This window comes from Pseudomonas sp. S2_C11, assembly GCF_054668395.1.
Genome location: NZ_CP162765.1, coordinates 777,296 through 798,012, shown reverse-complemented (window position 1 = coordinate 798,012; position 20,717 = coordinate 777,296). Strand labels below are relative to the sequence as shown.

Genomic DNA, 20,717 nt, shown 5'->3' with positions numbered 1-20,717 from the left:
GATAAATCATGAGCACCTGGCCCTTGAATAGATCAACGCATATCCATACGCCAAGCGTGCAGGTCAAGGATCCTCGGGCTTTGGTTGTCAGGCATATTGCCTATCTGTGTGCAACGACGCATGGAGAAATCAAGCCCCTGATCACCTGCCAGACTCACAACCCTGCCGGGCGCCTGCTAGAAAAACGGGATCCGCGCTTATCTGCACCCAACCTCACTACTCACTACTCGCTCAACGGCACCGTGTTGAAAATCGACAGCGTCGATGCCGGCTGGCGTTTGGTACTGCCGGGACTGGCCGGTGAGCCTCGGCAACGTTGGGACGAGCGCGGCCATGTCTGGCGATCGACCTTTGACGACCAGCTGCGTGTCGTCAGACTCCAGGTCACCAGAAAGGATGAGGAGGAAGAGGAAGAGGTCGAAACTTTCCTCTACGCCGGTGGCGCCGACACCACCAACCACAACCTGCGCGGACGGTTGATCAAGCAAACCGATGCGTCTGGTGTTCTGGCGATATCCAGCTATTCCCTCGCCGGCCAGCCGATGCAGGAAACCCGAACTTTCCAGGACACACAGGCTTTCACCAGCCATCAGGTGTTCAGCCCGCTGGGCACGGTGCTGGAGCAAACCGATGCCGGCGGCCATCGCAGAGCATCGCGCTATGGTCTTGCCGGGCAACTCAGGCAAATGGAGCTGCAAGTCGAGACGAAAGTCACGCAGGTCTTGCTGGATGCGCAGTACAACGCCAACAATCAGATCATCTCGCAACTGGCCGGTAACGGTGTCCTGAGTCAGTGGACGTATGACCCGGCCGATGGACGCCTGCATACGCGCACCAGTCAGAAAACCGCTCACCCCAGATTGCAGGATCTGCAATATCTCTACGATCGCGTCGGCAATATCATCCACGCATCGAAGACCACGTCTTCGAGCCAACCTGGTTCGCCAATCAACGGGTCGACGGCCACCGTGAATTCAGCTACGACTCCCTGTATCGCCTGATCCGCGCGACCGGTCATGACGACGCCCTGCCCCCGGACATTCCCGGCCTGCCGCGACCGCCCGACGAGCGAAACCGCCTCAATTACATCCAGACGTATAGCTACGACGATGGCGGCAATCTGGCCGAGTTGCGTCATCAGCGCGACGGCAACAGTCGTACCCGCACGATGTGCATCGACCAGAAAAGCAATCGCGGGGTGCGTTGGCAAACAGGTGACGAGCCGCCGGACTTCGACATCTGGTTCGACCCGCACGGCAATCAACGCAAGCTGCGCCACGGTCCGTCATTGCACTGGAACAGCCGTGACGAGCTGGAGCGCGTGGATCTGGTTATCCGTCAGGACAGCGATAACGATGCCGAGTATTACCAGTACAGCGCGGGCCAGCGGGTCCTCAAATGTCATGAATGGTTCACCGACAAGGTCCGCCACTTCCACCAGGTGCGTTACCTGCCAGGGCTGGAAATTCGCAGCAAGGACAACGGCGAAGAGCTGCACATCATCAGCCTCGGTAACGCGCGCTGCCTGCATTGGGCGCAACGTTCAGCGCCGATAGACGACCAGATGCGTTACACCCTCGAAGACCACCTCGGCTCTTGCGTGATGGAGCTCAATGAAGACGCCGTAGTCACCAGCGCAGAAGGCTATTACCCGTTCGGCGAAACCGCATGGATGGCGCCGGAATCGGAAATCGAATACCGCTTCATCCGTTATTCCGGTAAGGAAATGGATGTCAGCGGTTTGTACTACTACGGCGCCCGCTATTACGCGCCGTGGTTACAGCGTTGGGTCAGTGCTGATCCGGCGGGGGATGTGGATGGGTTGAATCTGTATGGTTTTGTCGGTAACAACCCGATCGTCCATGTCGACCAGACCGGTGCCTTCAAGGTGGTGTTTGACCTGATCAGAAAAGCGGTGGGTATTTTTGATAAAGCGCAAACTGCGGCGGAGCAATTGCACAACCTGACCACCGAGTTCGATGGCCTGATTCCTGAAGGCCAGAACATCGAGGAGGTGCGCAAAAGCATGACGTTCGGCAAATTCATCACCTCCCGGGCCGGCATCAAATCGGTCTTTTACGGTATCGGCAAAGGCATCGCCATCGGCAGTGTCATCGGCACCGTGGTACCCGGAATCGGCAACGCCATCGGTTCCGGCGCAGGAGCAATCGCGGGGGCGATTGTGTTCCCGGTATTGCGTTACCACTTTTTCAAGAAGGGTTTGAAAGCAGCGCAGACACTGCACACCCAAGAGCTCAAGGACGGGCTGAAAACGCTGGGCGACGGTGCTGCAAAAGCCGTCGACGACGCGGGGGCTCTTCTCAATGGAGGTGCTGCGCTTATCGACAGCATCAAGACTTTCACGGATAACCTCAACAGCTACTCCGAGCACATCCAGAAGATGTTCTACGCCCAACTGGACGCACTGGATGCAGAAAAACAGCGTCAGGTCATGAAGCTGTCCAGGAATGGTGTAGACCCGTTCGAAGCCATCGACAAGGTCATGCAAACCGCCCAGGCGACTATCGAAGCGCCAAGCGAGGCGCAAGGCGTGACTGAACGCCTGCAGCAACTGGAGCGCTCGCTCGCTGCCGAACCTAAGGCAAGACCGGTGCCGAAGCCGAGGTTGAATCTTGTGCATCGACGTCAGGTACAGGAGACAGCTGTCTAGCAGACACGGCCGGCGCGAACAGCGCGCCCGGCCACCTCGGCCCATGCTATCGTGCCCGCCCGTCCTGCCGACCTTTCATCCAGCATGCTGCCGACTTCCCGTACCCTGCGTCTGTCGTTGTATTCCCTGCTGATCATCGCCGGCACGGTCATTGCCGCGACGCTCGCGATGCGCCACGCGGAAAGTCAGGCGCTGGAAGAAGACGCCGCCCGCGCCAATCAGCAACTGGGGTTGTACGCCAACTCCTTGCACACCCTGATCGACCGCTATCGCGCCCTGCCCGCCGTACTGGCGCTGGATCCGCAATTGCGTTCGGCCCTGGCCGGCCCGGTCGATGCTGCGCAGCAAGCGGCATTGAATGTGAAGCTGGAAAAGATCAATGGCGCCGCGCAATCCTCGACCCTTGAACTGCTCGATCGCACCGGCCTGGCCGTGGCCGCCAGCAACTGGCGCTTGCCCAGCAGTTACGTTGGCCACAATTACGGCTTCCGCCCCTATTTCAGCCAGACCCGCACCCAAGGCACCGGGCGTTTTTACGCGGTAGGCGTGACCAGCGGCATTCCCGGGTATTTCCTTTCCAGCGCCGTACTTGGCGACAACGACGAGTTTCTCGGCGCGATGGTGGTCAAGCTGGAGTTTCCCGAACTGGAGCGCGAATGGAGCCAGGGCAGCGACACGCTGCTGGTCAGCGATGCACGCGGGATCATCTTTATCGCCAATCAGCCGGGCTGGCGTTATCGCGCCTTGCGGCCGTTGAGCGCTGATGATCTGGCCGAGATCAAATCCACGCGACAGTACGACAAGCAATCGCTGCTGCCGCTGACCCATTTGCCGCTACGGCGCTTCGATGACAACAGCGATCTGCGCCGGGTCGAAGGTCCGCAGGGCACGGCGGATTATCTGTGGGAATCACTGCCGCTGGCGACCGAAGGCTGGACCCTGCACCTGCTGCGCCGTCCGCAAGTGGCCTTCGAGGATTTGCGCAACGCCGCGCTGGCCGCCGCTGGCGTGTGGCTGGCGCTGGTGTTCCTGTTGTTGTTCCTCAATCAGCGCTGGCGGCTGGCCAAGGTCCGTCAGCGCAATCGTGAAGAACTCGAGCGCCTGGTCGAGGAGCGCACCCGCGACTTGCGTACCGCGCAGGAAGGTCTGGTGCAGTCGGCCAAACTCGCCGCGCTGGGGCAGATGTCTGCGGCGCTGGCTCACGAAATCAATCAACCGCTGACCGCCCAGCGCATGCAACTGGCAACTCTGCGCCTGCTGCTCGAACATGGCCGCGTCGATGACGCCTACAAGGCGCTGAAACCGGTGGACGACATGCTCACGCGCATGGCCGCCCTTACCGGCCACCTCAAGACCTTCGCCCGCAAAAGCCCGAGCGGCTTGCGCGAACGTCTGGATTTGGCGACGGTGGTCGATCAATCGCTGCAACTGCTCGATGCGCGACTGCGTGACGAACAGGTCAGTCTGGTGCTGCATCTGACCCGCCCGGCGTGGGTACGCGGTGATGCGATTCGTCTGGAACAGGTGCTGATCAACCTGCTGCGCAATGCGCTGGATGCGATGCACGGCAAAGCCTGCAAGCGTCTGGAAATCCGTCTGGAGGCTGATGAACAATTGTGGCGGCTGAGCGTCAGCGACAACGGCGGCGGCATTGCCGAGGAACATCTCGGCCAGGTGTTCGATCCGTTCTTTACCACCAAACCGGTGGGTGACGGTCTGGGCCTGGGGCTGGCAGTATCCTTCGCCATCGTGCATGAATCCGGCGGACGCCTGAGCGTCGAGAATGGCGACCACGGCGCGGTGTTCAGCCTGACCCTGCCAATCGATCTGGAGGCACATATCTGATGCTCAATTCGGTGATGGTGGTCGACGACGAAAGCAGCATTCGCGACGCCGTTGAACAGTGGCTGAGCCTGTCGGGGTTTCAGGTGCAATTGTTCAGCCGTGCCGAAGAATGCCTCGCCGCGCTCCCGGAACATTTTGCCGGGGTGATCCTCAGCGACGTGCGCATGCCCGGCATGGACGGTTTGCAATTGCTCGCCGAAGTGCAAAAGCGCGACAGCGATCTGCCGGTGATTCTGCTCACCGGCCATGGCGATGTGCCGATGGCGGTCGAAGCCATGCGCGATGGCGCCTACGACTTTCTGGAAAAACCGTTCAGCCCGGAAACCCTGCTCGGCAGCCTGCGCCGGGCGCTGGACAAACGCCGCCTGGTCCTGGAAAACCGCGCCCTGCACGAACTGGCCGACAACCGCGCAAAGCTCGATGCGACGCTGCTTGGCGTGTCCCGTGGCTTGCAGACTTTGCGTCGGCAAGTGCTGGATCTGGCGACATTGCCGGTCAATGTGCTGATCCGGGGCGAAACCGGCAGCGGCAAGGAACTGGTCGCACGTTGCCTGCATGATTTCGGCCCGCGCGCCGGCAAACCGTTCGTGGCGCTGAACTGCGCGGCGATCCCGGAGCAACTGTTCGAGGCCGAACTGTTCGGCCATGAGAGCGGCGCGTTTACCGGCGCCTCGGGCAAACGCATCGGCAAGCTGGAATATGCCGATGGCGGCACGCTGTTTCTCGATGAGATCGAAAGCATGCCGCTGGCCCAGCAGGTGAAATTGCTGCGGGTCTTGCAGGAGCAAAAGCTTGAGCGGCTGGGGTCGAACCAGAGCATTCGCGTTGATTTGCGTATCGTCGCGGCGACCAAACCGGACCTGCTCGACGAAGCCCGCGCCGGGCGTTTTCGCGAGGACCTGGCGTATCGCCTGAACGTCGCCGAACTGCGCTTGCCGCCGCTGCGCGATCGCCGCGAAGACATTCCGTTGCTGTTCGAGACCTTTGCGCACAACGCCGCCCAGCGTCTGGGCCGGACCTTTCCGCCGTTGACCGGTGCGCAGCTCAGTCACCTGCTCAGCCATGACTGGCCGGGCAATGTGCGCGAACTGGCCAACGTCGCGGAACGTCAGGTATTGGGGCTGGATGAACCGGTCGCCGGAATCGATCCGGGACAATCACTGGCGGCGCAGCAGGAAGCCTTCGAAGCGCAATGCCTGCGCGCGGCGTTGACCCGGCACAAAGGTGATGTCAAAGCCGTGCTCGAAGAACTGCAACTGCCGCGCCGCACGTTCAATGAAAAGATGCAGCGGCATGGGTTGAGTCGGGAGATGTTTCTGGCGGAGTGAGGCAGAGATTTGTGGTGTAGCTGAAATCCATCCCCCTCACCCCAGCCCTCTCCCCCAAGGGGGCGAGGGGGGAGGGAGCCGATCTCCATGCTTTCCCGAATCTGTATTCGACTCGATATTGCAGGTCGATGTAACCCACGAGAACACCTCGGTCAGTCCCCTCTCCCTCTGGGAGAGGGCTAGGGTGAGGGGCTTTTGATCTTCACGCGGTAAGCGGAAATCCGCTCACTCAGCCCAATCAGTCGGCACAAATCCGCTCACTCCTCCCCGCTACCCCCTCTAAACCGGCCCCTCACCCCTTGGCACACCTCCTGCTATAGCCCTGGCAGGCTGCGTTCCGACGCGCTCCACAAAAACAATTAAACGAAGGATCCTTCAATGGATAACTCCAACGCCCTGCCCCTTGGGTCGGCTGCCGTGCCGGCCAAACCGAGAACCACCGCCAGCCGGATCAAATCGATCTTCAGCGGCTCTGTCGGCAACATGGTCGAGTGGTACGACTGGTATGTGTATGCCGCCTTCTCCCTGTACTTCGCGAAAACCTTTTTCCCCGCCGGTTCCACCACTGCGCAACTGATGAACACCGCAGCGATCTTCGCCGTGGGCTTCCTGATGCGTCCGATCGGTGGCTGGCTGATGGGCATGTACGCCGACAAGGTCGGGCGCAAGAAAGCGCTGATGGCCTCGGTGTACCTGATGTGCTTCGGCTCGCTGCTGATCGCCCTGAGCCCGAATTATGAAACCATCGGCATCGGCGCGCCGATCCTGCTGGTGTTTGCCCGCCTGCTGCAAGGCCTGTCGGTCGGCGGCGAGTACGGCACCTCGGCGACTTATCTGTCCGAGATGGCGACCAAGGAACGTCGCGGCTTCTTCTCCAGCTTCCAGTACGTGACCCTGATCTCCGGGCAGCTCATCGCCCTTGGCGTATTGATCGTGCTGCAAAACATGCTGACCACCGAACAGCTCTACGCGTGGGGCTGGCGTATCCCGTTCGCCATCGGTGCGCTGTGTGCGGTCGTGGCGCTGTACCTGCGTCGCGGCATGGAAGAAACCGAGTCGTTCACCAAAAAAGAGAAATCCAAGGAAAGCGCCATGCGCACCTTGATGCGCCACCCGAAAGAGCTGTTGACCGTGGTCGGCCTGACCATGGGCGGCACCCTGGCGTTCTACACCTACACCACCTACATGCAGAAATACCTGGTGAACACGGTCGGCATGAGCATCTCCGACTCGACCACCATTTCCGCCGCCACGCTGTTCCTGTTCATGTGCCTGCAACCGATCATCGGTGGCCTGTCGGACAAGATCGGTCGTCGCCCGATCCTGATCGCCTTCGGCGTGCTCGGTACGATCTTCACCGTGCCGATCCTGATGACCCTGCACACCATCCAGACCTGGTGGGGCGCGTTCTTCCTGATCATGGCGGCGCTGATCATTGTCAGCGGCTACACCTCGATCAACGCGGTGGTCAAAGCCGAATTGTTCCCGACCGAAATCCGCGCCCTGGGCGTTGGCCTGCCGTACGCACTGACCGTGTCGATCTTCGGCGGCACTGCCGAATACATCGCGCTGTGGTTCAAGAGCATCGGCATGGAAACCGGTTACTACTGGTACGTCACGGCGTGCATTGCCGTGTCGCTGCTGGTGTACATCACCATGAAAGATACCCAGAAGCATTCGCGGATCGTCACTGACTGATCGCACCGCATCGCTGGCAGGCCACAAAATCTGTGTCCTGCCACGAACCCTACGGGGTCTCGCGTCTGGCTGGAAATATGCGCTGGGTCCTTGCACTATGGCTGCATCCGAATGCAGCTCAGGAATCCGCTCCCCATGCCCGATGACATCCACTTCTACGAACCCGCCAACGGCCACGGCCTGCCTCACGATCCGTTCAACGCCATCGTCGGCCCGCGCCCCATCGGCTGGATTTCCTCGCAGGATGCCGAAGGCCGACTCAATCTCGCGCCGTACAGTTTCTTCAACGCCTTCAACTACGTGCCGCCGATCATTGGTTTTTCCAGTGTCGGGCGCAAAGACAGTCTGAACAACATCGAGCAGACCGGTGAGTTCGTCTGGAACCTCGCCACGCGCCCGTTGGCCGAGCAGATGAACCAGAGCTGCGCGATGGTCGCGCCCGAGGTCAACGAGTTTGAACTGGCGGGGCTGACCACCGTGGCGTCAAAGGTGATTTCGGTCCCACGGGTCGCCGAGAGTCCAGTGTCCTTCGAGTGCAAGGTCACGCAGATCGTCCAGCTGCAACGCGCCGATGGCGAAACGGTGCCGAGTTGGCTGATCCTCGGCGAGGTGGTCGCGGTGCACATCGCCAAATGGCTGCTGAAGGATGGCATCTACGACACCGCCGCCGCACAACCGATTCTGCGCGGCGGCGGGCCGGCGGATTATTTCCAGCTGGGGCCTGAGGCGCTGTTCAAGATGTGGCGCCCGGGGGCGCAGAAGTAATTACCAGATCAGCTCGGCGTCATCGGTGACGCCCTTGAGCTTGTCCAGTTCGTTGATGGCTGCGTCATCGGCAGCAATGGCGCCAGGAAACACCTGCTCATTGAGCAATTTGTGAAAGCGTGGTGCGCCGCCATCGACCAGGGCCTTGACCGCGATCGCCGCGTAATAACCCTTGTTGCCGCCCAGCTCGACGGGGACGACTGCGGAGACTGCTTCGAAGCGTTCAAACTCTTTACGTGCCATGTCGCGGATCCTGGCTCAATCAAATAAGCCGGACATTAAACCCTCAACCGGCGAGTTTGTGTATCGGCGCCGCGCATTGACCGAGGGCCTGCGCGGCGGAAACGTCCCTGAACGTGTGGAAGTCGAGGCTGTTGACCACCAGGTCCTGGACCAGCTCGGCGAAGACTTCCATCGACGGACTGTTGAAATACGCCGTCATCATTTGCTGACTGCTCCAGTAGCCGCTGACCAGCCAGAGGTCGGCGTCGCACTGCGATTGTTGCAAGGAAAAACTCAGGCAGCCGGGCGCCGCGCGCGAGACTTCGATCAATGCGCTCAGGCGCACACCGAGTTCCGCCGAACGCCCGGCCTGGGCACGAACGAAGGCCATATGACTGACAGGCATTTGCTTGGACATGATCAACCCTCCATGAAATCGCGTGACAGCCGGGGGACGGGCTGCGACTGAAGCAAAGATTAAGGGCCGGGGCGGCTGCGCCGTTAGTCGATTCCTGCCTTCGCGTTGCACAATCCTGCGAGACTGCGCAGACGACCTGTAACAACCTGTAAACCCGCGCAACACGTCTGTCATACGCGTTTTGTGTAGGAGCTGCCGAAGGCTGCGATCTTGTGCTTTTGCCTTGAAGATCAACGGATCGCAGCCTTCGGCAGCTCCTACAGAATCGTATGGCGGGAGACATGTGCGCACCTGCGGGCAGAATCAGGCAAGCATTTGGCAGAATGTGTCTACCGCCGCCGCTTGCACAAACATATGCTCTGCTGCATTCCCCCCTCACTTGCCGAGGATGCCGTGCATGACGTCATTCGATCGTTTTCAAGCCGAACCCAGCGCCGACATGGAAAAGCAGCGCGCGGAGCTGGCGGCGATCATCCGCCGCAACACCAGCGACGATGGCAGCTACCAGACCGCGATCGGTTCGCTGGTGATGTCGCGCCACACCCAGTCCCATGACTTTGCCCCGGTGCTCGCGCAGCCGGCGCTGTGCATCATGGCGCAGGGGCGCAAAGAGGTGCGCCTGGCCGACGAGTTCTTCAACTACGACCCGCTGAATTATCTGGTGGTGTCGGTCTCGATGCCGCTCAGCGGGCGCGTGGTCAATGTCTCGCCGGAAGAACCGATCCTCGCCGTGCGCCTCGACATTGATCCGACCGAAATCACCGCGCTGATCGCCGACGCCGGCCCGATGGGCGTACCGACGCGGCCGACCGGACGCGGTCTGTACGTGGAAAAAATCGACAGCGCCATGCTCGACGCGGTGCTGCGGCTGGCGCGGCTGCTCGACGCGCCGAAAGACATCGCCATGCTCGCGCCACTGATTCGCCGGGAGATTCTCTATCGCCTGCTGCGCAGCCCACAGGGCCATCGTCTGTATGAGATTGCGATTGCCAACAGTCAGAGCCATCGCATCAGCCAGGCCATCAAATGGCTCAACGGCAATTTCGAACAACCCCTGCGCATCGATGATCTGGCGCGGGAAGTGAACCTCAGCGTGTCGACGTTGCATCACCGTTTCAAGGCGATGACCGCGATGAGTCCGTTGCAGTACCAGAAGCAATTGCGCCTGCAAGAGGCGCGGCGGCTGATGTTGACCGAAGGCCTGGAAGCCTCGGCGGCGGGGTATCGGGTGGGCTATGAAAGTCCGTCGCAGTTCAGCCGCGAATACAGCCGCCTGTTTGGCGCGCCGCCGTTGCGGGATCTGGCGCGGTTGCGGCTGTCGGTGTGACTCCATAGAAGCCCCTCACCCTAGCCCTCTCCCAGAGGGAGAGGGAACCGATTGGGGGATATTGGAGAGGTTCAGCGACTTGCGATATCGGTGCTGAATCCGGAATCAGCCAAGCCAGGCCAACCCGGCGTTGGGTTGATGACCTTCAAATCCATAATCGACTCGGTTTTTCAGGTCGACGGAGAACGCAAGACGCCTCGGTCAGCTCCCTCTCCCCAGAGGGAGAGGGAACCGATTGTGGGATATTGGAGAGGTTCATCGACTTGCGATATCGGTGCTGAATCCGGAATCAGCCAAGCCAGGCCAACCCGGCGTTGGGTTGATGACCTTCAAATCCATAATCGACTCGGTTTTTCAGGTCGACGGAGAACGCAAGACACCTCGGTCAGCTCCCTCTCCCCCCGGGAGAGGGCTGGGGTGAGGGCAGGCTTCTACACCGCTCGCACGACGTGCTTGATCTCCAAAAACGCCGCCAACCCCCAAGGCCCCAGTTCGCGGCCGACACTGCTCTGCTTGTAACCGCCCCAAGCCGTCTGCGGGAAAATCACCTGCGGTGCATTGATCCACACCAGCCCTGCCTGCAAGGCATTGGCCACACGATCCGCCGCTGTGGCATCGCGTGTCACTACGCTCGCGACCAGGCCGAACTGCGTGTCGTTGGCCAGCGCAATCGCCTCGTTCTCACTGGCGAAACCGCGCACACACACCACCGGGCCGAAAATCTCTTCACGCCATAACGCGCTGTCCAGCGGCACGTCGGTGAACACCGTCGGTTGCAGGAAATAACCGCGCGGCAAATGCGCCGGACGATTACCGCCGCACACCAACCTCGCCCCGGCGCTCAAACCGCGATCAATATGCCCAAGCACCCGCTGGTACTGCGCCTGATTGACCAGCGCGCCCACCTCCACGTCCGGATCGAACGGATCGGCCACTCGAATCGCCTCTGCGCGCTTTTGCAGACGCTGAAGAAACTCATCCATCAATTCCTCGGCAACCAGCACCCGACTGGTGGCCGAGCACATCTGCCCGGCGTTGAAGAACGCCCCGCCACAAGCCAGTTCCACCGCCAGCTGCAGATCAGCATCCGCCAGCACCAGCAACGACGATTTGCCACCCAGCTCCAGGCTCACACCCTTCACGGTTTCAGCAGCGCGTTGCATTACCTGCACGCCAACCGCATTGCTGCCAGTGAAGGAAATCTTGGCGATGCGTGGATCCGCCGACAACGGCGCGCCCACCGCCAGACCAGTGCCGCAGACCAGATTGAACACGCCGTCGGGCAAACCGGATGCAGCGATGATCGCGGCCAGTTCCAGCTCCGGCAACGGCGTCACTTCAGAAGGTTTCAGCACCACGCAGCAACCGGCGGCGAGCGCCGGGGCGAGCTTCCAAGCGGTGGTGACCATGGGGAAATTCCACGGCACGATCAGCCCGACCACACCGCATGGCTCACGACGCAGGCGTGCGCTGAAGTCATCGCTGGGCAGCGGCACGTTGCTGTCCTGCCCGGCGTCGAGGCCTTCGGCGAGTTCGGCGTAATAGTCAAAAGTGGCGATCACGTCATCGACATCGATGGCCGCTTCGAACTGCGGTTTACCGTTATTACTCGACTGCAGGTTCATCAAGTGATCGCGACCGTTGCGCACGCCGTTGGCAATGTTGCGCAGGATCGCAGCGCGTTCGGCGCCGGTGGTTGTCGACCAGTGTTTGAACGCCTCGGTCGCCGCGCTGATCGCCTGGTCGACGGCGTGTTCGTCACCGCCATTGACGGTGGTCAGCAGCGCTTCGGTAGCGGGATTGATCACCCGTAGATGCTCGCGGCCTGACGACCATTGACCGTTGATGTAGAGCCCGTCGAGTGTGGTTGGAAAACTGATCATTGGGCCACCGCCTGCATCCACTGGTTCTGGTCGATTTCAATCAGCGTCGGGCCTTGGCGGTCCGTCGCTTTACGCAACGCTGCGCGCAATTCGTCGATGCTGCTGATGGCTTGCGCGGCGCAACCGAGGCCCTTGGCCACGGCGACGAAATCCGGGGTGTAGATGTGCACGCCGACCGGTTCGATGGCGCGGTTGACCATGTACTTTTTGATCTCCTCGTAACCCTGGTTATTCCACAGCAGCACGATCACCGGCACCCGTGCTTCAACGGCGCTGGCCAGTTCCGGCAGGGTAAATTGCAAGCCGCCGTCACCGATCAGGCACACCACTGGCGGGCGCGCGCCGTTGTCGAGTTGGCCGCCGAGCCACGCACCAATCGCCGCCGGCAACGCATAGCCGAGGGTGCCGTAACCGGTGGATGCGTTGAACCAGCGACGCGGACGCGCGGGATTGAAGGTGAGGTTGCCGGTGTACACCGGTTGCGTGGAATCGCCGACGAACACCGCTTCGGGCAATTCGTGCAACACGGTTTCGAGGAAACGCGTCTGCGCAAGCGTTGGTGCATCCCAGCTCGCCGCCAATTCATTACGCAGACGCATGGCGCGAACCTGGCCCCAATCATTGCGGCGCTCGGCCAGCGGCTTTTGCGTCAGCGTGCTGAGCAAGGCTTGCGCGGCGTTGCGCGAATCAGCGACCAGTGCGACGTGCGGCGGGTAGTTGCGCACGGTCTGATCGGCATCGATGTCGATGCGCAGCAGCTTGCCGGGAATCTCGAAGCCGCCGGCGAAGGTCACGTCGTAATCGGTCTCGGCCAGCTCCGTGCCGATCGCCAGCACCACGTCGGCTTCAGCGACCAGTGCGCGAGTGGCGACCAGGCTTTGCGTCGAACCGATCAACAACGGATGGCTGGTCGGCAGCATGCCTTTGGCGTTGATGGTCAGCGCCACTGGAGCGTCGAGCAGTTCGGCGAGTCGGGTCAGCTCCGGCGCCGCGTCGATAGCACCGCCGCCAGCAAGAATCAGTGGACGTTGCGCGCTGGCCAGCATTTCGCTCATGCGGCTCACGGCAGCCGGTGCGGCGCCGGCGCGATCGATATTCACCGGCAGGCTGGCGAGCAATTCATCGGCCTCTTCCACCAGCACGTCCAACGGAATTTCGATGTGCACCGGTCGTGGTCGTCCGGCCTGAAACAAGGCAAACGCACGTGCCAGCACCGCCGGCAATTCGGCAGCCGACATCAGCGTGTGCGAGAACGCTGCGACGCCGCCGACCAGTGCGCTCTGGTTCGGCAGCTCATGCAACTTGCCGCGCCCTCCGCCCAACTGACTGCGCGACTGCACGCTGGAGATCACCAGCATCGGAATCGAATCGGCGTAAGCCTGGCCCATGGCCGTGGTGATATTGGTCATGCCCGGGCCGGTGATGATGAAGCACACACCGGGTTTACCGCTGGTACGCGCGTAGCCGTCAGCCATGAACCCGGCGCCCTGTTCGTGGCGAGGCGTGACGTGGTTGATGCTTGAACGCGCGAGGCCTCGGTACAGCTCGACGGTGTGCACACCGGGAATGCCGAACACCTGCTCGACCCCGTAATTTTCCAACAGCCTGACCAGTACTTCGCCGCACGTTGCCATGTTGATTGCCCTTTCATTCACTGAACACTCCCTGTGGGAGCGAGCCTGCTCGCGAATAAGCGGTCCAGCCAACATCCGTGTCGGACCTTGAACCGTCTTCGCGAGCAGGCTCGCTCCCACAGGGTCCGTGGAGTGCCCATTGGAACGGTGCGCAACTGGCAGCAACAATCGATTAAAAGTCATACTAGCCATGTCCCCACGTCATACCTCGGATCGCCATGAAACGCCTGCCACCCCTGCCCGCTCTGCATACGTTCTGGATCACCGCGCAATGCTGCAATTTCACTCGCGCCGCCGAGCAGTTGCACATCACTCAGGGCGCGGTGAGCCGGCAGATCGCCGGGCTGGAAGAACAGCTCGGTTATCCGCTGTTCATCCGTCTGGCCCGAGGTCTGGCGCTGACGGCCGAAGGCCGCGAATGGCTGCCACAAGTGGAGAAGGTTTTCGGGCTGATCAGTGAAGCGACCGAGCAGATCGGTCAGACGCGGCAAACCTTGCAACTCAAGGCCCCAAGCTGCGTGATGCGCTGGCTGCTGCCGCGTCTGCTGCAATGGCAGAAGGAACGTCCGGACGTGCCGGTGAAATTGACGGCGTCGCTGCAACACGGTGTGGATTTCCAGCGCGAGCAATTCGACGCCGCCGTGATCTACGGTCCGCCGCCGGACAATTCGCCAGGCGCACTGCATCTGTTCGACGAGCAACTGACACCGGTCTGCTCACCGCAACTGCTCAAAGGTTCGCCGGCGCTGAATTCACCGCAGGATTTGCAGGAGCATCTGTTATTGCACCCGACCCACGACATTCAGGACTGGTCGGTGTGGCTCGACGCGGCGGGATTGCGACTGGGCAACCTTGGCAGCGGGCAGCATTTCGAAACGCTGGATCAGGCGATGTCGATGGCCTCGCACGGCACGGGGGTGGCGATCGGGGACTGGTCGCTGATTGGTGATGATCTGAACGCAAGACGGCTGGTGATGCCGTTTGCGTTGAAGGTGAAGACGGGGCTGGCGTATTACGTGGTGGTGCCTGCTGGAGCCGAACCCTCGCCGCAACTTGAGGAGCTGATGCTCTGGCTGGTTGAGCAGGCTCATTTGCGCTGAAGCCTCTCCCCTCACCCTAGCCCTCTCCCCAGGGAGAGGGAACTGATTGGGGATACTCAAGAAATTCATCGACCTGACACAGCCACGCCGAATCCATAATCGACACGGCCGTTCAGGTCAATGTGTGACGCAAGACAACTCGGTCGGCTCCCTCTCCCCAGGGAGAGGGAACTGATTGGGGATACTCAAGAAATTCATCGACCTGACACAGCCACGCCGAATCCATAATCGACACCGCCGTTCAGGTCAATGCGTGACCCAAGACAACTCGGTCGGCTCCCTCTCCCCAGGGAGAGGGAACTGATTGGGGATACTCAAGAAATTCATCGACCTGACACAGCCACGCCGAATCCATAATCGACACGGTCGTTCAGGTCAATGCGTGACCCAAGACAACTCGGTCGGCTCCCTCTCCCCCGGGAGAGGGCTGGGGTGAGGGGAAAAGGCTTGACTCAATACCCGACGGTATAACGCTGCCGCGAATGCTTCGGCGTTTGCACTTCGTCAATCAGCGCAATCGCGTAATCGGCAAATGTGATCCAGCTGCGTCCTTCGGCACTGACCAACAGATGATCCTTGCCGACGCGGAATGTGCCACTGCGCTCACCCTCGACGAACTCCGCCGACGGCGACAAAAAGGTCCAGTCCAGTTCCTGCTCGTGACGCAACGCATCAAGAAAATCAGCACCTGCGCTCGCCTCGGCTTTGTATTCGGCCGGGAAACCGGCACTGTCGATCACTCGCGTGTCATCCAGCAGCAACAGCGAACCGGCGCCGCCGACCACCAGCAAGCGCTTCACGCCCGCCTGTTTTACCGGTCCGACAATCGCCGAGGCCGGGACGGAGGCGAAATGCGCTGCGCTGATCACTGCGTCGTGACCGGCCACCGCCGCTTGCAGCGCCGCCGAATCCAGCACGTCGAGGCTCTTGCTGACGACACCGGCACGGCTGCCGATCTTCGAAGTATCGCGGGCAATGGCGGTGACGCTGTGGCCGCGACGCAGGGCTTCTTCCAGCAATTGGCTACCGGCACGGCCGGTGGCGCCAATGATTGCGATCTTGCTCATGACATTCTCCAGTTGGCTTGAAAATGCTGCGTGTTCAGGTTCGGCTTACCACTGCATCTCGCCCTTGGCGACTTTTGCGCTGAGTTCCAGCGAGCTTTCCTCGCCGAGTTGCGGGTAGCGTTTTTTCATCGCAGCGATCAGTGCAGCAGAGTCTTTGGCCTTGGCGGTTTCGGCATCGAAGGCCTTGATGTAATCAGCGGTGAATTTCACGCTGGCCAGCGAGCGGCTGCTGTCCCCCAGGTAATGACCGGGCACCACGGTTTGCGGTTTCAGGCTTTCGATGGTGTGCAGGGTGTGCAGCCAGTCGGCGTGGGATTGCGCGGTCTGGGTGTCGGCCATCCACACATGAATGTTCTCGGCGACCACTACGCCACCGACCACTGCTTTGAGCGACGGGATCCATACGAAGCTGCGATCCGGTTGCTTGCCGTCGAGGCCGATCACCTGCAATTGCTTGCCTTCGAGGGTCAGGCTGTCGCCCTTGAGCACGTCCGGGACGATGGTTTTCGCCGGCACGTCGGCGCCCATTTTCGGCCCCCAGTAGGCCAGTTTGCCGTCGACGGTGTGCTTGATGTGATCGACAGTCGGCTGCGAAGCCAGCACTTTCGCCTGCGGGAATGCCTTGGTCAGGGTGTCGAGGCCAAAGTAGTAATCCGGGTCACCATGGCTGATGTAGATGGTGGTCAATTGCTTGCCGCTGGCGCGGATCTTTTCCACGACCTGCTCAGCCTGGGATTTGCCGAATTGCGCGTCGACCAGAATCGCTTCTTTCTCACCGCTGACCAGCACCGAGCTGACCGGGAAAATCGCCTGGGTGCCCGGGTTGTAGACATCGAGGCTCAGCTCGGCGGCGGATGCATGGGCGGCAAAGCCGAAAAATGCTGCGGCGAGCAGAACGCGTTTGAAGGGGGTGAAGCCGATCATGTGTTGCTCCGGATTGCGAATGCCAGTCTGGCGATGCAACAGAGCTTAGTTGCCAGACTCAGTACAAAAAATGCGATGCTTGGACATAGTTTGTTTCTGAAAGCGGGCAAATCATGGATCGGCTTCAAGCAATGCGGGTATTCGTCACGGTCGTGGACCTGGGCAGCCAGTCGGCGGCGGCCGACCACCTCGATCTGTCGCGGCCGGTGGTGTCGCGCTATCTGGCGGAGCTGGAAGACTGGGTCGGCGCGCGGCTGATGCACCGCACCACGCGCAAATTGAGCCTGACCGCCGCCGGCAGCGAAATCCTCCCGCGCTGCCGGCAGATGATCGACCTGTCGCACGACATGCAGGCCGCCGTCAGTGAACCCCATGACGCGCCGCGCGGATTGCTGCGGATCAGCGTCAGCACCTCGTTTGGCCAAGCGCAACTGGCCGATGCGATGGCGGCATACGTCAAGCTTTACCCCGGCGTGAGCATCGATCTGCAAATGCTCGACCGCACGGTGAATCTGGTCGATGAACGCATCGATCTGGCGATTCGCACCAGCAATGATCTTGATCCGAATCTGATCGCCCGGCGCCTGACCGTGTGCCGCTCGGTGGTCTGCGCAGCACCGGCGTATCTGCTTGAGCATCCGGCGCCGTTGCGGGTGGAGGAACTGAGCCGACACAACTGCCTGACCCATTCCTATTTCGGCAAGAGCCTGTGGCATTTCGAGGAGGATGGCGAACCGGTTTCGGTGCCGGTGCAGGGCAATATCAGCGCCAACGAGGCCAGCACCCTCCTGCGCGCAACCCTGGCCGGCGCGGGCGTGGCGATGCTGCCGACCTACCAGGCTGGCGTGCATATTCACAGCGGCGAACTGCTGCGCTTGCTGCCACATGTCGAACCGCGCCAGATGAATATCTACGCGGTGTACGCCTCACGCAAACACATGCCGGCGGCATTGCGCAGCATGCTCGACTTTCTTGTGCAGCGCTTTCCCGAGGCCCCGGCCTGGGATGCCGGCCTGTAAACCCGATCCCTTGTGGGAGCGAGCCTGCTCGCGAAGAGGCCAGTACATTCAACATTGATGTCGCTTGGACCACCGCCTTCGCGAGCAGGCTCGCTCCCACATAGGCATCAATTCGCTGAATGGCCGGCTAAATCCTCAAGCGCACTCGCTGGCAAGTACGCGCCGCTGACCTATGCTCAAAGTAATACCGCAAGGTAGACGTTCAGAGGTCGAACACCATGAACATCAAAACAAAAAGATACGCCGCCATCTTCATCACCTGCGCCGCCACGCTAGCGCTGTACGGCACCGCTGCCTGGCGGGTCGAGCAGTTGCGCCAGCTGCCGCGTGAGTATGCGAGCTGCAACTATGAGCGGTGTATTCCGCACAATGCCACGCTGAACGCATTGCGCTGATAGACCTGCGCTGGACTGCAACTGCTGTGGGAGCGAGCCTGCTCGCGAATGCGCTGTGTCAGCCAGCCTAGTTGCTGAATGAAAGAGCGTATTCGCGAGCAGGCTCGCTCCCACAGGGCTCATCAGCGCATCAGCGCATCAGGATTGTTGCTCGGCCTTCAAGCGGTCGCGGAATGCCTTTGGCGAAATCCCCACCCGGCGACGGAACAGGCGCGTGAAGTTGGTTGGATCGGAAAAACCAAGCAACTCCGACATCTCGTAAATCGTCATGCTGGTGTAGGTCAGCAGGCGCTTGGCTTCCAGCAACTGACGCTCGTGCATGATCTGCAACGCCGGTTGCCCGGCCAGTTCACGGCAGGTGCCGTTGAGATGCGACACGGAGATGCCCAGGCGATGGGCGAGGTCTTCGACCTTGACGTGCTGGCGGTAAGTCTCTTCCACCAACTGAATGAAACCGTTGAGGTATTCGCGCTGGCGTTGCGGCCGTTGGCTGGCCTTGTGGCGGACGATCGCCTGGCGGCTGACCCAGACCATGATCACGCTGACCAGCGAATGCATGAGCATTTCCCGCGCCGGTTGATGACCGTTGTACTCGGCCTGCAAGGCTGAAAACAGGCTGTTGAGATAATCGCCATCCTTGCCGGCCGGGTAGTTCTCCGCCCGAGCCAACGCGTGTACCGAATCGCCCAATTGCGCCTGCAAATGATTGATCAGCGGCGTGGCCAAGGTGACGATGAAGCCTTCAACATCCTCGGAAAAACGAAACCCGTGCACCGATAACGGTGGCAGCACCTGAATCGCTGGCGTCTCAAGCTGCGTGCGCTGGCCTTCGATTTCAAGCTCTGCCTGACCTTTGAAAACGAACAGCAGCTGGCACAGATCCGCGTGGCGGTGAGGTTTGATTTCCCATTGATGTTCACGACTGCGCGAGGAAATGGTTTCACAGTGCAGCAAGTCCGGGGTCGGCCAGTCCAGGCTTTCACCGTAGAGCTTGAACACCGGAATAGAAGGCAGGGCAGGCTTGTTCATACTTCAATCCAGGCCTCTGGTTTTTGGGCGATAATCGCACCGATTGGCAGAATGTACAGGTATCGGCTCAGTTTTCACCTTCAATTGACAGACCCGCAAGGGAAAAATGCAAGCACTCGATCCATAAAATCATTCACCGGCTGTTGCTGCGTGAAGCTTGCGAGTCATAAAAACAATGAAAACCCTGAAAACCCAAGTCGCCATTATCGGCGCCGGTCCTTCCGGACTGCTCCTCGGCCAGCTGTTGCACAACGCTGGCATCGAAACCCTGATCCTCGAACGCCAGACGCCTGATTACATTCTTGGGCGCATCCGTGCCGGTGTGCTTGAACAAGGCATGGTAGAGCTGCTGCGTGAGGCCGGCGTCGGTCAGCGAATGGATGCCGAAGGCCTGGTTCATGGCGGCTTCGATCTGGCGCTGGACGGGCGTCAGGTGCACATCGATCTGCACGCTCTGACCGGCGGTAAAACAGTAGTGGTCTACGGTCAGACCGAGGTCACCCGCGACCTGATGGCCGCTCGTCGGGATGCGGGGGCGCCGACAATTTATCAGGCAAGCAATGTCGTTCCCCACGGCATGAAAAGCGACGAAGCTTTCGTCACCTTTGAAAAGGACGGTGAAAGCTGGCGCGTCGATTGCGATTACATCGCCGGTTGCGATGGTTTCCATGGCGTCGCGCGGCAGTCGATTCCGGCCGATTGCCTGAAGATCTTCGAGCGGGTCTACCCGTTCGGCTGGCTGGGCATTCTCGCCGACACGCCGCCGGTCCACGACGAATTGGTCTATGCCCGCCACGAGCGTGGCTTCGCTTTGTGCAGCATGCGTTCGGCCACCCGCACCCGCTATTACCTGCAAGTCCCGGCAGATGAAAACGTCGATGACTGGAGCGATCAGCGTTTCTGGGATGAGCTGAAAAAACGCCTGCCGGATGCCCTCGCGGAAAAACTGGTGACCGGTCCTTCGATCGAAAAAAGCATCGCGCCGCTGCGCAGTTTTGTCGTCGAACCGATGCAATACGGCCGGATGTTCCTGGTCGGCGACGCCGCCCACATCGTCCCGCCCACTGGCGCCAAGGGCTTGAACCTGGCGGCCAGCGATGTCAGCACGTTGTTCAATATTCTGCTGAAGGTCTATCGCGAAGGCCGCACTGATCTGCTGGAAAAATACTCGGAAATCTGCCTGCGCCGGGTGTGGAAAGCCGAACGGTTTTCCTGGTGGATGACTTCGATGCTGCATCGCTTCGACGATCACGATGAGTTCAGCCAGCGCATCTGCGCTTCGGAACTGGACTATTTTGTCAGCTCGCAAGCCGGGCAAAAAACCATTGCAGAAAATTACGTCGGGCTTCCGTACGAGGCTATCGAATAGCTTCCTACCGACTTACACTGCGA

The 20,717-nt window shown here is 60.7% G+C and carries 18 protein-coding genes; 11 read left to right on the top strand and 7 right to left on the bottom strand.

The window, feature by feature from the left end:
• Window positions 1–8: 8 nt before the first annotated feature.
• From AB4N48_RS03775 to AB4N48_RS03750, 6 genes are all read left to right on the top strand, one after another.
• Window positions 9–1,001: a hypothetical protein gene (locus tag AB4N48_RS03775; protein ID WP_460094834.1), complete on the top strand. Its 993-nt coding sequence runs from the start codon at window positions 9–11 to the stop codon at window positions 999–1,001.
• Between the two features lie 197 nt (window positions 1,002–1,198).
• Window positions 1,199–2,671 carry an RHS repeat-associated core domain-containing protein gene (locus AB4N48_RS03770; RefSeq protein WP_460094832.1) on the top strand — a complete coding sequence of 491 codons (1,473 nt, stop codon included), beginning with the start codon at window positions 1,199–1,201 and terminating at the stop codon, window positions 2,669–2,671.
• A gap of 84 nt (window positions 2,672–2,755) precedes the next feature.
• A complete protein-coding gene (locus AB4N48_RS03765) occupies window positions 2,756–4,516 on the top strand; it encodes an ATP-binding protein (protein ID WP_460094830.1) in 1,761 nt (586 codons plus the stop codon).
• Window positions 4,516–5,844 carry a sigma-54-dependent transcriptional regulator gene (locus AB4N48_RS03760; RefSeq protein WP_252868184.1) on the top strand — a complete coding sequence of 443 codons (1,329 nt, stop codon included), beginning with the start codon at window positions 4,516–4,518 and terminating at the stop codon, window positions 5,842–5,844. Before AB4N48_RS03765 ends, AB4N48_RS03760 begins: the two co-directional genes overlap by 1 nt.
• 378 nt (window positions 5,845–6,222) lie before the next feature.
• On the top strand, window positions 6,223–7,542 hold the full coding sequence (locus AB4N48_RS03755) for an MFS transporter (RefSeq protein ID WP_024014128.1): 1,320 nt from the start codon (window positions 6,223–6,225) through the stop codon (window positions 7,540–7,542).
• Between the two features lie 135 nt (window positions 7,543–7,677).
• Entirely contained in the window at window positions 7,678–8,307 is a 630-nt protein-coding gene (locus AB4N48_RS03750; RefSeq protein WP_041479830.1) for a flavin reductase family protein, read from the top strand.
• Here AB4N48_RS03750 and AB4N48_RS03745 read toward each other — a convergent pair whose 3' ends face one another.
• Together AB4N48_RS03745 and AB4N48_RS03740 are read right to left on the bottom strand one after the other, a co-directional pair.
• Complete coding sequence (locus tag AB4N48_RS03745; RefSeq protein ID WP_041479831.1) at window positions 8,308–8,550, bottom strand: hypothetical protein; 243 nt, start codon at window positions 8,548–8,550, stop codon at window positions 8,308–8,310.
• 43 nt (window positions 8,551–8,593) lie between these two features.
• Window positions 8,594–8,947 (bottom strand): putative quinol monooxygenase, encoded by a 354-nt coding sequence (locus AB4N48_RS03740; RefSeq protein WP_056789930.1) that lies wholly within the window; start codon window positions 8,945–8,947, stop codon window positions 8,594–8,596.
• Window positions 8,948–9,344: 397 nt separating this feature from the next.
• On the opposite strand from AB4N48_RS03740, the gene AB4N48_RS03735 reads away from it, so the two are divergent.
• Window positions 9,345–10,274, top strand: coding sequence for an AraC family transcriptional regulator (locus AB4N48_RS03735; RefSeq protein WP_016773445.1), 930 nt, complete (start codon window positions 9,345–9,347; stop codon window positions 10,272–10,274).
• Window positions 10,275–10,705: 431 nt separating this feature from the next.
• On the opposite strand, the gene AB4N48_RS03730 is transcribed toward AB4N48_RS03735, so the two are convergent.
• Together AB4N48_RS03730 and AB4N48_RS03725 are read right to left on the bottom strand one after the other, a co-directional pair.
• A complete protein-coding gene (locus AB4N48_RS03730) occupies window positions 10,706–12,157 on the bottom strand; it encodes an aldehyde dehydrogenase family protein (protein ID WP_460094829.1) in 1,452 nt (483 codons plus the stop codon).
• Entirely contained in the window at window positions 12,154–13,791 is a 1,638-nt protein-coding gene (locus AB4N48_RS03725) for a 5-guanidino-2-oxopentanoate decarboxylase (protein ID WP_460094827.1), read from the bottom strand. The genes AB4N48_RS03730 and AB4N48_RS03725 overlap by 4 nt, the downstream gene beginning before the upstream one ends.
• A 218-nt stretch (window positions 13,792–14,009) precedes the next feature.
• Between AB4N48_RS03725 and AB4N48_RS03720 the strand changes: the two genes are divergently transcribed.
• On the top strand, window positions 14,010–14,891 hold the full coding sequence (locus AB4N48_RS03720; RefSeq protein ID WP_460094826.1) for a LysR substrate-binding domain-containing protein: 882 nt from the start codon (window positions 14,010–14,012) through the stop codon (window positions 14,889–14,891).
• A gap of 452 nt (window positions 14,892–15,343) precedes the next feature.
• Here AB4N48_RS03720 and AB4N48_RS03715 read toward each other — a convergent pair whose 3' ends face one another.
• Both AB4N48_RS03715 and AB4N48_RS03710 read right to left on the bottom strand, forming a co-directional pair.
• Window positions 15,344–15,958 (bottom strand): NAD(P)-dependent oxidoreductase, encoded by a 615-nt coding sequence (locus AB4N48_RS03715; RefSeq protein WP_460094824.1) that lies wholly within the window; start codon window positions 15,956–15,958, stop codon window positions 15,344–15,346.
• 45 nt (window positions 15,959–16,003) lie between these two features.
• On the bottom strand, window positions 16,004–16,882 hold the full coding sequence (locus AB4N48_RS03710) for an MBL fold metallo-hydrolase (RefSeq protein ID WP_056789950.1): 879 nt from the start codon (window positions 16,880–16,882) through the stop codon (window positions 16,004–16,006).
• 113 nt (window positions 16,883–16,995) lie between these two features.
• On the opposite strand from AB4N48_RS03710, the gene AB4N48_RS03705 reads away from it, so the two are divergent.
• Complete coding sequence (locus AB4N48_RS03705; protein ID WP_224789898.1) at window positions 16,996–17,901, top strand: LysR family transcriptional regulator; 906 nt, start codon at window positions 16,996–16,998, stop codon at window positions 17,899–17,901.
• A 218-nt stretch (window positions 17,902–18,119) separates the two neighbouring features.
• The gene (locus AB4N48_RS03700) at window positions 18,120–18,296 is read left to right on the top strand and encodes a hypothetical protein (protein ID WP_016773438.1); all 177 of its coding nucleotides are present in this window, start codon (window positions 18,120–18,122) and stop codon (window positions 18,294–18,296) included.
• A 138-nt stretch (window positions 18,297–18,434) separates the two neighbouring features.
• Here AB4N48_RS03700 and AB4N48_RS03695 read toward each other — a convergent pair whose 3' ends face one another.
• A complete protein-coding gene (locus AB4N48_RS03695; RefSeq protein ID WP_024014136.1) occupies window positions 18,435–19,325 on the bottom strand; it encodes a helix-turn-helix domain-containing protein in 891 nt (296 codons plus the stop codon).
• Window positions 19,326–19,500: 175 nt separating this feature from the next.
• Here AB4N48_RS03695 and pobA point away from each other — a divergent pair, with 175 nt between their 5' ends.
• Window positions 19,501–20,694: a 4-hydroxybenzoate 3-monooxygenase gene (gene pobA, locus AB4N48_RS03690; protein ID WP_460094821.1), complete on the top strand. Its 1,194-nt coding sequence runs from the start codon at window positions 19,501–19,503 to the stop codon at window positions 20,692–20,694.
• Window positions 20,695–20,717: the final 23 nt, after the last annotated feature.

Bases quoted from the DNA above. Each gene is read 5' to 3' on its own strand.
- AB4N48_RS03775 (WP_460094834.1), top strand. From the start codon at position 9: ATGAGCACCTGGCCCTTGAATAGATCAACGCATATCCATACGCCAAGC.
- AB4N48_RS03765 (WP_460094830.1), top strand. From the start codon at position 2,756: ATGCTGCCGACTTCCCGTACCCTGCGTCTGTCGTTGTATTCCCTGCTG.
- AB4N48_RS03760 (WP_252868184.1), top strand. From the start codon at position 4,516: ATGCTCAATTCGGTGATGGTGGTCGACGACGAAAGCAGCATTCGCGAC.
- AB4N48_RS03755 (WP_024014128.1), top strand. From the start codon at position 6,223: ATGGATAACTCCAACGCCCTGCCCCTTGGGTCGGCTGCCGTGCCGGCC.
- AB4N48_RS03750 (WP_041479830.1), top strand. From the start codon at position 7,678: ATGCCCGATGACATCCACTTCTACGAACCCGCCAACGGCCACGGCCTG.
- AB4N48_RS03745 (WP_041479831.1), bottom strand. From the start codon at position 8,550: ATGGCACGTAAAGAGTTTGAACGCTTCGAAGCAGTCTCCGCAGTCGTC.
- AB4N48_RS03740 (WP_056789930.1), bottom strand. From the start codon at position 8,947: ATGTCCAAGCAAATGCCTGTCAGTCATATGGCCTTCGTTCGTGCCCAG.
- AB4N48_RS03735 (WP_016773445.1), top strand. From the start codon at position 9,345: ATGACGTCATTCGATCGTTTTCAAGCCGAACCCAGCGCCGACATGGAA.
- AB4N48_RS03730 (WP_460094829.1), bottom strand. From the start codon at position 12,157: ATGATCAGTTTTCCAACCACACTCGACGGGCTCTACATCAACGGTCAA.
- AB4N48_RS03725 (WP_460094827.1), bottom strand. From the start codon at position 13,791: ATGGCAACGTGCGGCGAAGTACTGGTCAGGCTGTTGGAAAATTACGGG.
- AB4N48_RS03720 (WP_460094826.1), top strand. From the start codon at position 14,010: ATGAAACGCCTGCCACCCCTGCCCGCTCTGCATACGTTCTGGATCACC.
- AB4N48_RS03715 (WP_460094824.1), bottom strand. From the start codon at position 15,958: ATGAGCAAGATCGCAATCATTGGCGCCACCGGCCGTGCCGGTAGCCAA.
- AB4N48_RS03710 (WP_056789950.1), bottom strand. From the start codon at position 16,882: ATGATCGGCTTCACCCCCTTCAAACGCGTTCTGCTCGCCGCAGCATTT.
- AB4N48_RS03705 (WP_224789898.1), top strand. From the start codon at position 16,996: ATGGATCGGCTTCAAGCAATGCGGGTATTCGTCACGGTCGTGGACCTG.
- AB4N48_RS03700 (WP_016773438.1), top strand. From the start codon at position 18,120: ATGAACATCAAAACAAAAAGATACGCCGCCATCTTCATCACCTGCGCC.
- AB4N48_RS03695 (WP_024014136.1), bottom strand. From the start codon at position 19,325: ATGAACAAGCCTGCCCTGCCTTCTATTCCGGTGTTCAAGCTCTACGGT.
- pobA (WP_460094821.1), top strand. From the start codon at position 19,501: ATGAAAACCCTGAAAACCCAAGTCGCCATTATCGGCGCCGGTCCTTCC.